We start from the raw sequence: 12,731 nt of genomic DNA on the forward strand, positions 1-12,731 counted from the left end.
AATGTTGCAAAGCCTTTTCTTTTATGGTTTGAAAGTAATTACTCTTCTGTTGTTTTGTCAACAGTGGTATCTTTTTTCTTTCTCTCTTTCTTTTTAACGGTTGTAATTTTCAACTCTTCAGGATTGGCTTCTTTGTCAAAATCAACCTCAATGGTTTCTCCGTCTCCGGTATGTTGTAATAACAATTGTTCTGCTATTCCGTCTTCCACATATTTTTGAATGGTTCTTGCCAAAGGCCTTGCACCTAAGTCTGCATCAAATCCTTTTTCAATTAAGAACTCTTTTGCACTGTCTGTAATGTTAAATTTAAATCCTAACTCTTCAATACGTTTAACCAATTTTGATAAGTTAATATCTAAAATTTTAGTAATCGCTTCTTTGTTTAATGAGTTAAATACAATTACATCATCAACCCTGTTTAAAAACTCAGGTGAGAAGAAACGTTTCAATGCATTTTCTATTACCAACTTAGAGTCTTTTTGGAAACCTGCATCTTTACTAGGTGTACTAAAGCCAACTCCTGCACCAAAATCTTTTAACTGACGACTTCCAATGTTTGAAGTCATAATGATAATGGTGTTTCTAAAGTCTATTTTACGGCCTAAGCTATCAGTTAAAAAGCCTTCGTCCAATACTTGTAACAATAAGTTAAATACATCCGGATGCGCTTTTTCTACCTCATCTAATAATATAACTGAATAAGGTTTTCTACGTATTTTTTCAGTTAACTGACCACCTTCTTCGTAACCAATATATCCCGGAGGGGCTCCCACCAAACGGCTTACCGCAAATTTTTCCATGTATTCACTCATGTCAATACGAATCATCGCATCGTCTGAGTCGAATAAATATCTGGCTAATACTTTAACCATTTCGGTTTTACCTACACCGGTTGGTCCTAAGAATATAAATGAACCAATTGGTTTATTAGGGTTTTTAAGTCCTGAACGGCTACGTTGAACAGCTTTGGCTAATTTTTTAATTGCATCATCCTGCCCAATTACTTTTCCGTTTAACTCTTCGCCCATTTTTAGTAAACGCTCACCTTCGCTTTGTGCAATACGTTTAACAGGAACACCGGTCATCATAGCTATTACTTCTGCTACATCATCTTCAGTAACATTGTAACGGTGTGTTTTGGCTTCTTCTTCCCACTTGGCTTTTTCAGTTTCAAGTTGCTCTAATAAGTGTTTTTCTTTATCGCGTAGTTTTGCAGCCTCTTCATATTTCTGGCTTTTTACTACCTGATTTTTTTCTAACTTAATTTCTTCAACTTGTTTTTCCAGTTCAATTACATTGGTTGGTACGTGTATATTGCTTAAGTGAACTCTTGCGCCTACCTCATCCATTACATCAATGGCTTTGTCTGGTAAATGTCTGTCAACCATGTAACGAGTACTCATGCTTACACAAGCGTTTAACGCTGCTTGCTCATAAGTTACACTATGATGGGTTTCGTATTTATCTTTTATATTGTTTAATATCTGAACGGTTTCTTCAGGAGTAGTAGGCTCCACCATTACTATCTGAAACCTGCGTTCTAATGCACCGTCTTTTTCAATATACTGTCTGTACTCGTTTAAAGTAGTAGCACCAATACATTGTATTTCGCCTCTGGCTAAAGCAGGTTTAAACATGTTTGAAGCATCTAAACTTCCACTTGCTCCACCGGCACCAACAATAGTATGTATTTCGTCAATGAACAGAATAACGTCAGGACTTTTTTCCAGTTCGTTCATTACTGCTTTCATACGTTCTTCAAACTGTCCGCGGTATTTAGTACCTGCTACTAAGCTGGCTAAATCAAGCATAACTACGCGTTTGTTAAACAATACACGGCTAACTTTACGTTGCATAATGCGTAAGGCCAAACCCTCGGCAATAGCAGTTTTACCAACTCCCGGCTCACCAATTAAAACAGGGTTGTTTTTCTTTCTGCGCGATAGAATTTGCGATACGCGCTCAATCTCTTTTTCTCTACCTACAATCGCATCTATTTTACCTTCTTCAGCCGCTTTTGTTAAGTCTCTTCCAAAGTTATCTAAAACAGGTGTTTTTGATTTAGGATCGCTTTTACGGGTAGGCTCCTGACGTCTTTCTTGCTCACGTCCGCTGCCTGCTCCTGCAAAATAATCATCATCCTCCGGTGGTAATTCACTTCTTGGTTGTTTCTTTTGTGCGTCCACATCTTCATCTATCCTGTTTTCAATAGCCTGTTTAAATATATCGTAGTTTATTCCAAACTGCGATAGTATTTGCGATGCTAAATTATCTTCATCGCGCAGGATTGATAATAATAAATGTTCAGTACCGATAATATCCGTCTTAAAAATCTTAGCCTCTAAATAAGTAATTTTTAAAACCTTTTCGGCTTGTTTGGTCAAAGGTATATTAACAAAGTTTGTATTGTTGCTGGCAGTACTTCTTATAGAGTCTTCAATGGTTCGTTTAAGTTTAGTGCTATCAACGCCAAGTGCTTTCAGCATTTTTAAAGCTTTGCCTTCGCCTTCTCTAATGAGGCCAAGTAATAAGTGTTCTGTGCCTATATAGTCATGCCCCAACCGAATTGCTTCTTCGCGGCTATAACTAATTACATCTTTAACACGTGGTGAAAATTTCGCTTCCATATTATAATTCCAAAATTTTTTCATTTTGACTATTAGTAAGTCAAAATCAGTTCCAAATTTGTTGTATGCAATTTAGCATTGCATTTATTAATTATTCATCAATTTATAAACATGCCTTATTTTGCTTGGGTAAAAGTAAAATAATCAATTCATTATTGAAACTATTAACGGTAAAATAACGGGTATTGTTTTACCAGTTCATGGCTACTTCATTTTGGGTAATATCTGCCATTGTTTCTCGTTTTCTAATCAGGTGCACTTCATTTTTATAAATGAGTACTTCTGCTGGCCTGAAACGCGCATTGTAATTACTGCTCATGGTAATACCGTAGGCACCGGCATTCATAAAGCATAAAATATCGCCTTCCTGCACTTCGTTTAACTTTCTATCCCAAGCAAATGTATCTGTTTCACATATATAACCCACTACCGTATAAATACGTTCTTTACCATTGGTATTGCTCAGGTTAATAATATGGTGGTATGAGTCATATAGCATTGGGCGTATTAAATGATTCAATCCGCTGTTAACACCCACAAAAACGGTAGCGGTAGTTTGCTTAATAACGTTGGCTTTTACTAAAAAGTAACCGCTTTCGCTTACCAGGAATTTACCGGGTTCAAACCAAAGCTCCAGCTTTTTTCCGTACTCATCGCAAAACTCGTTAAAACGATGGCTCAGGCTTTTGCCCAGCTCTTCTATATCTGTAGTAATATCGTTTGGTTTATAAGCTACTTTAAAGCCGCTGCCAAAATCAATAAAATCAAGTTCGGTAAAGTCTTTTGCGGCATCAAATAATATTTCGGCACCCTGTAAAAATACTCCTGCATCTAATATATCGCTTCCGGTGTGCATGTGTAATCCGTTTACATGTATATTATGTGTTTTTATAACACGTAATACATGGCGTAGCTGGTACACTGAAATACCGAATTTTGAATCGATATGGCCGGTAGAAATTTTGGTATTTCCGCCTGCTAAAATATGTGGGTTTAATCGAATACAACAAGGAACAGAGTGGCCATATTTGCTGCCAAATTGCTCAAGAATGGAAATATTGTCTATATTTATATGTACACCTAATTCAACGGCTTGCTCTATTTCTTCAAATCCTACACAGTTGGGTGTAAAAATAATTTCGTTTGGTAAAAAACCTGCCTGTAATCCCAATAAAACCTCATTGATAGAAACGGTATCTAAACCGCTTCCCTGTTGTTTTAGCAACTGTAGAATAGCAGTGTTGTTTAATGCTTTACAAGCATACTTTATCTTTATCTTTAATGGCTTAAACGCGTTAATTAATTTGTTGTATTGGTTAATAATTGTTTCTGCATGGTACACATACACAGGCGCCTCATAAGTTTGCGCAATACTTAATAATTGTTCGTTTAATTGCTCTGTTATCATTAAAATAAAGTTTATATAAGCCTGCAATATGCTGTATTTTTTAAACACCCGAAAACTTTTTGCTTAAAAACTTTGTTGGACTTATTGACTTATGATTTGCTAAGGCATAGTTATTGATTTTATTAAATCACTTAACAAAAGGAATAGTTTAAATGACATACAATGAATATAGAGCCTTAACGGACGAGTTAATGGCAGAGGGAAAAACAACAGGGCCTAATCAATCAACAGATTTAACACACTATACTGAACTGAATATTCAACGCATGAAAAGGTTGGATAAAACTACCGTTTTGCTGGATGAATGGAACGCAATTTTTGATAGTATTACAGAACCGCTTCAATGGACAGTTTTAGCAGAAGCCTGGTGTGGCGATGCCGCACAAATAGTTCCGGTTATGAATAAGATTGTGGAGGCCTCGAATGGTAAAATAAGCATGGATATATTACTGCGTGATGAAAACCTAGAGTTAATGGATCAATACTTAACCAATGGGAGCAGGGGCATACCTAAATTAATTTGTTACAACGCTAACCACGATGTATTATGGAACTGGGGCCCACGACCGAAAGCTGTACAAGATTTAATGAATGAATTAAAAGCACTAGGTAAACCCATGGATGATATTAAAACGGAATTGCATTTATGGTATACCAAGGATAAAACGGAACAAACACAAAAAGAGTTATTGGCTCAATTCAGGGCATAGTAAATAAAATATATAATGGCTGTATTATTGCAGCCATTTTTATTTTGTAAAAATAAATATTACTACATGAAATTATTATTAAACTACTTAGGACGATATAAAAAATTAGTATTTATAGCCCTGTTACTGGCTATTGTAAACCAGGTATTCTCATTGCTTGACCCAATGATTTATGGTAAGTTAATTGACAGGTTTGCTACCAGACCTGCTGACTACTCGGGCAGCGAATTTATAAAAGGCGCGGGCTTATTAATATTAGCTTCTATTGGTGTAGCCATGGTTAGTAGAATAGCCAAAGCTTTTCAAGATTATTTTGTGAGTTTGGTTATTCAAAAATTTGGTGCCGATATATACACGGATGGATTGAAACATACTTTGCAGGTTTCGTTCAGCGAGTTTGAAGACCAAAGAAGTGGCGAAACTTTAAATATTTTACAAAAGGTAAGAACGGATACAGAGAAATTTATTTCCAACTTTATCAATATATTATTTTTCTCATTAGTGGGTATTGTATTTGTAATTATATATGCGGTACAAATACACGCAGGTTTAATATTGGTTTATTTGGTAGCCAGTGTTTTGTTAACTACGCTGATTAATTTTTTATCGAAAAAAATAAAGAAAGTACAAACGGCTATTGTAGCTGAAACAAAACAATTAGCAGGCTCAACTACCGAAAGCTTACGCAATATTGAGCTGGTTAAAAGTTTGGGATTAACCAACCAGGAAACGAATAGATTAAACGTAACTACACAGAAAATTTTATTGTTGGAATTAAAGAAAGTACGCAGCATACGCAGTATATCGTTTGTGCAAGGTACTTTGGTTAATTTGTTACGTCAGAGTATATTGTTTTTCTTATTGTACTTAATATTTAAAGGTGAGTTAACGGTTGGGCAAATTATAACTTTACAGTTTTATTCATTCTTTATTTTTGGACCTTTACAGGAAATAGGTAATGTTATTTTAAGTTACAGAGAAGCGGAAGCATCGTTAATTAATTTTCAAAACATATTGAATATGCCTGTTGAAGTGAAACCAGCTAATCCTAAACCATTAAACAAAATTGAAAAGCTGCATTTTGAAGATGTGGTTTTTAAACACAATACTGCCAATTACAATGCGCTTAACAATATAAACTTTACGGTAAATACAGGTGAGACAATTGCCTTTGTAGGGCCGAGTGGTAGTGGTAAAAGTACTTTGGTTAAGCTGTTGGTTGGTTTATACCAACCTTTGCATGGTAAGGTATTGTATAATGATATCCGTTACGATGAAATAGACATGGATGAGTTAAGAACCCAATTGGGTTTTGTAACGCAGGATACTCAATTGTTTAGTGGTACTATTAAAGAAAACTTGTTGTTTGTAAAACCTGATGCTACCGATGCTGAAATTAATGATGTATTGGAAAAATCAAGCTGCGCTGGTTTATTGGCAAGAAGCGAACATGGCTTGCAAACAGTGATAGGTGAAGGAGGAATGAAATTAAGTGGTGGTGAAAAACAACGTTTATCAATAGCACGTGCTTTATTGCGTAATCCTAAGTTAATGGTATTTGATGAAGCAACTTCTGCTCTAGATTCTATTACCGAAGAAGAAATATCGAATACGATACAACAAATAGGTAACAGGAAAGAACATATAACGGTGTTAATAGCCCATCGTTTATCAACCATTATGCATGCCGATAAAATATTTGTATTGGAAAAAGGCGAGATAATAGAAACAGGTAAACACGAAGAGTTGTTGCAGGAAAAAGGATTGTATTATGCTATGTGGCGTCAGCAAATTGGCGAACGCAAAAAGATTACAGCATAATGTAGAGACGTTGCACGCAACGTCTTCATAATAAATTAAAAGGCCGATGTTATTCATCGGCCTTTTTTATTTTGTGGGTGGTTGGTGAGGTAACCAACCTTTGATAGCATTTTTGCCAATGCAGGCATCCTCGCCTGCATTGTTTCGTTTGTTTAAAGACGTTGCATGCAACGTCTCTACATGCCAACCTTATAGTATTTTTAAATATTTTTTATATCATTGAAGTAAGATAATCAATGTAATATGAAAGAATGTTTTACCCCAACCATTACTAAACTCATTGTATGCTTATGTATAATTATACCTATTACAGGTATGGCATACGGAGTGTTTACCGGCAAACTAAGCCCGGTACAGCCAACAAATAACAACTTAACTATTGCCACCGAAAAAGCATTTGCACCTGCAGATACCGGTTATGAGCAAATCATTAAAAATATAAAAACTGTTTTTGATGGATATGTAAAGTATAAGGAGACCACCGACTCAAAAGCCAACAAAGATTTAATGCGTAAAAGTTTAGAGTCGTTGGGTGTGGTTACCAACCAAAAAGACTTAATTATTTTAATCAATGTATGGATGTATTACGACCCGACTGATTTTCCAAGCCGACAATTGGTATATGCTATTTTAGAACGCAACAAATTGGAAAGCATAAAGGCAGTAAACAAAAGATTAGACCATAAAATAAAAGGAGAAACAGATGAAACTGTTCCTTATGTGGAGTTAAATAATTTATTGAAAAAGCTGGAGAGTTAATACCATACATGAAGAACATAGGTAATTTTACCATACACCAAACAGGCAATGTTCTTGTTATTGATTATACCCGAAGTTTAAAAGACTGGATAGATACGATTATAGCACTGGCTATTGGTTTAGGCTGTGTTGTTGGTGTTGTTTTTATAGCTTCTATGATGTTTGAAAAGTTTGATTGGATTTTACTGTTACCCCTTGGTTCATTTGGCTTTGTTGCTTTTTTAAAATTAACCGATGGTATAGAAAAACTTTTTCAAAAAACAGGTGCTGTTATTACCATTGATAAAGATGCGGACCTGTTAATAGCCAATTATTTTTGGGGCAAATCTCGCTCCCTGCCATTCGAAACTATTAAATGTATACAACTGAACGGACAAGTTGATAATATTAAAACGGGCAAGTATTTGCAAAGGAGGGTGTTTTGTAAAGTAGAAGTACAAACAAAAGACGATAAAATAGAAAGCCTCGTGTATATTAACCCAACACAAATAGTAAGAATATCTGATGCGGAAATAGATGCAGATGTATATACTATAGGAAGTAAACTGGCTAAATTTATAGCTGAAAAAACGGGCATACCATATCAATGGACAGGCTTTCATGAGCAGGATACAGCGATGTAGAGACGTTGCATACAACGTCTTGATAAATAATACGCATTACGCTGCCCAAGGTTGGTGTCCTCATCAACCTTATACTTATTCTACACATTTAGCGGTTGGTCGGGAGACACATCCCGATAGCTATCGGGAGCGGACTGCAGATATATTGCATTTAGCCAATGCAGGCGTCCTCGCCTGCATTGTTTGTTTAAAGACGTTCCATGCAACGTCTCTACGTACCATACACACATTTGCATAATTCATTTATATTACAAGCCATAAAATGGTAAATAATATATGGATATATCAAATATAAAAACACCGGGTGTGTATATACAGGAAATTAACGCTTTTCCTAATTCTGTAGTGCCCGTGGCAACTGCCGTACCTGCCTTTATTGGTTATACACCAATGGCTATGTACGAGGGTAAATCATACACCAACGTAGCTCAAAAAATAACTTCGTTTGCCGAGTTCCAGGCCATTTATTGTTTGCCAGATGCACCGCCACCTGCGGCTCCTACCAAGCAATACAGTCCTGAGTATTATCTGGTAAAGCAAAAAAGCCAACCAACCACTGGCGATTATATGTTAATTGACAATGCTTATTATTCCATATTGCCCGACCCCAATACCATTTATTATATGTACAATAGCATTCAGTTATTTTACCAGAATGGGGGAGCCGATGCCTATATAGTTTCTGTAGGCTCTTATGGTCCACCGTCTAAAAATCCGATGCCTGCCGGGGAGCAACATATAGTAAACCCCAATGTGCAGTTAACTGATTTAATGAATGGATTGGCATTGCTGCGCAATGAGCAGGAACCCACTATGTATATTTGTCCAGATGCTACATTGCTTTCCATTGACAACAATGGAACACTGATGCAGCAAATGTTATTGCAGTGTACCGAAATGCAAACGGCTGTTGCTGTTTTTGATATTATAGGTGGCCGCAATCCTGACCCTATTATGTACACCAACGATATTACTACCTTTAGAAACAATACAGGTACAACAGGTTTAGATTATGGTGCGGCTTATTACCCATTTGTAGGCACTACCATTATGCAAAATTCGGATATTGACTATACCAATTTATTTGGTGGCGATACCGCGCAGCTTGCAGCTTTACTAAATCCGGCAGATAATCCTAACCTGGCTGTGGCAAGTATTTTTGCTACTATTAATAACCCCGCTTCCACCTTAACCGTTACCCAAAACAATAATGCTTTACTGGTAGCCAGTAAAACATATGGCTTAATAATAAAGCATGTATTAACCGATGCCAATATATTACCACCAAGCGGTGCTATGGCCGGGGTTATAACTACCATTGATAACCAGGATGGTGTTTGGCAGGCACCTGCCAATACCTCTATTGTTGGAGCTGCCTCATTACCCATCAGGTTGTCAGAAAGCCAGCAGGGTAATTTAAACATGGATCCTGTGTCGGGTAAATCAATCAATGCCATTCGCTTTTTTAACGGGCAGGGTATTTTAGTATGGGGCGCACGCACTTTAGATGGCAATAGTTTGGACTGGAAATACCTTCCGGTAAGGCGAACCATGACTTTTTTAGAGCAATCGTGTAAGCTGGCAGCAAGGGCTTATGTGTTTGAGCCCAATACTGCTAATACATGGGCAAGTGTAAAAGCTATGATTAGCAGCTTCCTGACCACCATCTGGAAAGAAGGAGGTTTAATGGGCGCTTCGGCTTCTGATGCTTTTTCAGTGGAGTGCGGCTTAGGAACTACCATGACGGCAGATGATATATTAAATGGTATAATGATTGTTAGTATAAAAGTAGCCGTAGTGCGTCCGGCTGAGTTTATAGTAATAACCTTTCAGCAACAGATGCAGACCAGTTAAAGAGCCATGAAACTATTTGTTCGTAAGCTTATACGGTTTTTGTCCGTGGTTGGTGTCCTCACCAATCACAGACAGTAACGTAGAGACGTTGCATGCAACGTCTTACTTTTTTTGCAAGATTAAAAAAGAATGGTATTTTGCTGAAGCAATGTTTTAACAATTCAACAATACTAATAATGATGAAAAGATTGAGCTATTACTACTGGGCGTTTATTTTGCTTTTGCAGGTAGTCATTATTGTACAAAAAATACAAAACGAAAGCATTTATATATGGAATGTGGTGGCTTTAATAAGTGCCGTTTTTTTTCTATACCACAGGCTTATCAAAAACAAAGTATATCAGAGTGCCGAAATATCCATGGCACTATTGATAGCCATTAACGGCATAACCGCAGGCTTGGCTCAAATAATAAACCTAAACAGCTTATTGGTACTGGTAACAAGCTTAGCGGTAACAGCTATATCCATTTTTATGGCCTATTTTATTTGGAAACAGGAAGGTGAAAAATAATATGAAATGGACTTATAGGAGATATCGGTTATGGGTTATTAATACGCCAACAGAAGCAAACCTATACTTATGGGATAAATGGAACCTGCTCATGCCCGCTATTAATAAGCTTGTTAATATAACTAAAGAGGAAGCGTTTATTCGTTCTTTCCAAAGTTATGAACAAGAGAATAGCTGGCTTGGCTTTGGTCGCATGCCATGGAACGAAGACAATAATATTAAATGGACTACAAAATATAGGAACATAGCTTCGGAAGATAAAATACTTAACTTTTTTAGTACCGAGGTTTGGGCTCCGGATTGGAATAAAGTTTCCAAAGAAAACATACCACCGGATATATTTATTAAGCTGTATAATTACTCCAATGCGCAAACAGTAAAAGAGGGTTTTGTTATAGCTATGCCTAAAGCTATGTATAAAAAAAACAAAACGCTGGTTGATGTCGAAATAACAAAATTGGTTAACCACATTCCCAATGCCAGCTTAAATACTTTAACCAGATTGTGGCAACCTGTATGGAAATTTAGCAACCGTATAGAGAATATAAACTTTCACGAAATACAAGAAATAATTAAACAGAAAAACTAACCAATTACAATAGCGTAGAGACGTTGCATGCAACGTCTCATTTTTGCATCATGATAAAAGAAATGTATTTTGCTAATGGAATGAAAAACACTGCGCATTTTGAGGTATATATTTAAGCTAATATTTTAAACAAGAATTAATAGAGACAATCAATGAAGCAATTTATAATTATAGTTATGCTCTATTTTTTCACAACTCATTTGTTTGGGCAAGCAAATTTTTTAGTAGAAGGTAAGATTGTTAATGTTGGAAGCATGAATAAAACATACAATTTCGCATATCAATACAAGGACAGTATTAGCTTGTATTTTATGGATAGTACGGTAGAATTTATTAACCCAACAAAAACAATTATTAAAGAAACACATTACTCCATAATGGATTCACAACCCAATGTTAGAATACAATATCTTAAAACCAATGGAGAGGATAGTATTGAAAAACATTTTATAGGCGAAAACTTAAAAACGGTTCATGAAACAAAGGTTGATAGCTTGAGTAGAATAATTTATAGCGCAATGACAGATGTTATGAATAATAATAAGACTTTTGAATGGACTTATGAATATACTGATAGTATTATTAGCAAGGGTAAAATAGCGATACAAACTGTTTTTATTAATGATTTTTATGGCTGTAAAAGATTTCAATTTAGAGTTTTGGAAGAATACAGTCAGAAGAGTTTGATGATAAAAAGGATTTTAGAAAGTAAATTAAATGATCCAACTCCTATAGTTAGTGAATACAAATACGATACAAACAATAAATTAATTAGTGAGGAAGAAGATGGGATTGAAGATATATTTCCTATAAAACATGTTAACACAACCTGTGACATAGAATTAGAAAAGGTTTTAACTGTTTCGAACTTTAAAGACATAAATAATCTTGTCAAACAATTACTTTTAAAAAACAAGAAGATGCTTACAACCAATAAATGTAAAAATTATGTGTGTAAATACATTTCTCCTGACAAGCAGAATACATTAGTCATAATAAAACGAGAGCCTTATTGGTGCGGTGGCCGAACGGTAATATTTACAATGAGTAAAACCTATTAGCAAGTATCTACAAACGGGACGAAAGATGTTCGGATTTATTTAATGAAGCAATCAGCTCTGTTTAATTTTCAATAACAATATATAACAATTATAAAATAGATATGTGGAAGTTTTTTAAGAACCTATTTAGTCATATTAGTAAGCAAAAAGCAAAAGAATTTACCCAACAAGAATATGAAATAGATTATGAACTAAAATCGCAAGGACTTGAAAGTATTCTGGGCAAAATGAACGACTTGGTTGGACACGCTATCATATCATTTGCTGTTGGTGGGGCTGTTGATATGTATTATTTTTCGAATCATATTAAAGGGACGGGCTTTGCAACAATGGAGCTTTTGGAACCAGACGGAACAGGACCATTACCAAATAGACTTGGAACTTATGAACTTGTTGCATTTACAAAACATGATTATAATACTGGTGAAGATAAACAAACTCCTTTTAACTTAATTGAACGAAAGATTTGTGGATTTTTTACTACAATTGGATTTTATTCGCGAGAAGCAGTATTAAGTCCAAATGAAACTTGTGAAGTACCTAATGGTGACAACCAAGAAAATATATGCTTGGTTTTTGATTTGTATAAACCAGACAATAAAATATTTAAGGTTGGAGAAAGAGAACATCATTTGCTATTATGCATTGAAGTGTTCAGAAGCGAAATGGAATATGCAAGAGCAAATGGGAGTATAAAATTATTTGATAAACTGAAACAAGCTGGGCATTATCCATATTCTGACTTGGATAGACAACCTGTTATATAA

General features: G+C 35.6%; 11 protein-coding genes. 9 read left to right on the plus strand and 2 right to left on the minus strand.

Features of this window, described 5'->3' with window-relative positions; genetic code table 11:
• Positions 1–38 precede the first annotated feature (38 nt).
• Complete coding sequence (locus V4538_09000; GenBank protein ID MES2381166.1) at positions 39–2,627, minus strand: ATP-dependent Clp protease ATP-binding subunit; 2,589 nt, start codon at positions 2,625–2,627, stop codon at positions 39–41.
• Positions 2,628–2,817: 190 nt separating this feature from the next.
• Positions 2,818–4,035: a diaminopimelate decarboxylase gene (gene lysA / locus V4538_09005; GenBank protein ID MES2381167.1), complete on the minus strand. Its 1,218-nt coding sequence runs from the start codon at positions 4,033–4,035 to the stop codon at positions 2,818–2,820.
• A 152-nt stretch (positions 4,036–4,187) separates the two neighbouring features.
• Here lysA and V4538_09010 point away from each other — a divergent pair, with 152 nt between their 5' ends.
• The 9 genes from V4538_09010 (at position 4,188) to V4538_09050 (ending at position 12,731) form a co-directional block, all read left to right on the plus strand.
• Positions 4,188–4,745, plus strand: a complete 558-nt coding sequence (locus V4538_09010) for a thioredoxin family protein (protein ID MES2381168.1) — start codon at positions 4,188–4,190, stop codon at positions 4,743–4,745.
• Positions 4,746–4,811: 66 nt separating this feature from the next.
• The gene (locus V4538_09015; GenBank protein ID MES2381169.1) at positions 4,812–6,566 is read left to right on the plus strand and encodes an ABC transporter ATP-binding protein; all 1,755 of its coding nucleotides are present in this window, start codon (positions 4,812–4,814) and stop codon (positions 6,564–6,566) included.
• A 243-nt stretch (positions 6,567–6,809) separates the two neighbouring features.
• The gene (locus V4538_09020; protein MES2381170.1) at positions 6,810–7,325 is read left to right on the plus strand and encodes a hypothetical protein; all 516 of its coding nucleotides are present in this window, start codon (positions 6,810–6,812) and stop codon (positions 7,323–7,325) included.
• Positions 7,326–7,333: 8 nt separating this feature from the next.
• Positions 7,334–7,948: a hypothetical protein gene (locus tag V4538_09025; protein MES2381171.1), complete on the plus strand. Its 615-nt coding sequence runs from the start codon at positions 7,334–7,336 to the stop codon at positions 7,946–7,948.
• A gap of 276 nt (positions 7,949–8,224) precedes the next feature.
• Positions 8,225–9,802, plus strand: a complete 1,578-nt coding sequence (locus tag V4538_09030) for a phage tail sheath C-terminal domain-containing protein (GenBank protein MES2381172.1) — start codon at positions 8,225–8,227, stop codon at positions 9,800–9,802.
• 176 nt (positions 9,803–9,978) lie between these two features.
• A complete protein-coding gene (locus V4538_09035; protein ID MES2381173.1) occupies positions 9,979–10,314 on the plus strand; it encodes a hypothetical protein in 336 nt (111 codons plus the stop codon).
• Between the two features lies 1 nt (position 10,315).
• A complete protein-coding gene (locus V4538_09040; protein ID MES2381174.1) occupies positions 10,316–10,903 on the plus strand; it encodes a hypothetical protein in 588 nt (195 codons plus the stop codon).
• Positions 10,904–11,055: 152 nt separating this feature from the next.
• Positions 11,056–11,964 (plus strand): hypothetical protein, encoded by a 909-nt coding sequence (locus V4538_09045; protein ID MES2381175.1) that lies wholly within the window; start codon positions 11,056–11,058, stop codon positions 11,962–11,964.
• Between the two features lie 101 nt (positions 11,965–12,065).
• Entirely contained in the window at positions 12,066–12,731 is a 666-nt protein-coding gene (locus tag V4538_09050) for a hypothetical protein (protein MES2381176.1), read from the plus strand.

The organism is Bacteroidota bacterium (assembly GCA_040388375.1).
In the GTDB taxonomy this organism is placed as follows: Bacteria; Bacteroidota; Bacteroidia; order UKL13-3; family UKL13-3; genus JAAFJM01.

What these genes read in the sequence shown, in the direction of transcription:
- V4538_09030 (MES2381172.1), top strand. Translation starts at nt 8,225, where the DNA reads ATGGATATATCAAATATAAAAACACCGGGTGTGTATATACAGGAAATT.
- V4538_09035 (MES2381173.1), top strand. Translation starts at nt 9,979, where the DNA reads ATGATGAAAAGATTGAGCTATTACTACTGGGCGTTTATTTTGCTTTTG.
- V4538_09000 (MES2381166.1), bottom strand. Translation starts at nt 2,627, where the DNA reads ATGGAAGCGAAATTTTCACCACGTGTTAAAGATGTAATTAGTTATAGC.
- lysA (MES2381167.1), bottom strand. Translation starts at nt 4,035, where the DNA reads ATGATAACAGAGCAATTAAACGAACAATTATTAAGTATTGCGCAAACT.
- V4538_09015 (MES2381169.1), top strand. Translation starts at nt 4,812, where the DNA reads ATGAAATTATTATTAAACTACTTAGGACGATATAAAAAATTAGTATTT.
- V4538_09020 (MES2381170.1), top strand. Translation starts at nt 6,810, where the DNA reads ATGAAAGAATGTTTTACCCCAACCATTACTAAACTCATTGTATGCTTA.
- V4538_09045 (MES2381175.1), top strand. Translation starts at nt 11,056, where the DNA reads ATGAAGCAATTTATAATTATAGTTATGCTCTATTTTTTCACAACTCAT.
- V4538_09050 (MES2381176.1), top strand. Translation starts at nt 12,066, where the DNA reads ATGTGGAAGTTTTTTAAGAACCTATTTAGTCATATTAGTAAGCAAAAA.
- V4538_09010 (MES2381168.1), top strand. Translation starts at nt 4,188, where the DNA reads ATGACATACAATGAATATAGAGCCTTAACGGACGAGTTAATGGCAGAG.
- V4538_09025 (MES2381171.1), top strand. Translation starts at nt 7,334, where the DNA reads ATGAAGAACATAGGTAATTTTACCATACACCAAACAGGCAATGTTCTT.
- V4538_09040 (MES2381174.1), top strand. Translation starts at nt 10,316, where the DNA reads ATGAAATGGACTTATAGGAGATATCGGTTATGGGTTATTAATACGCCA.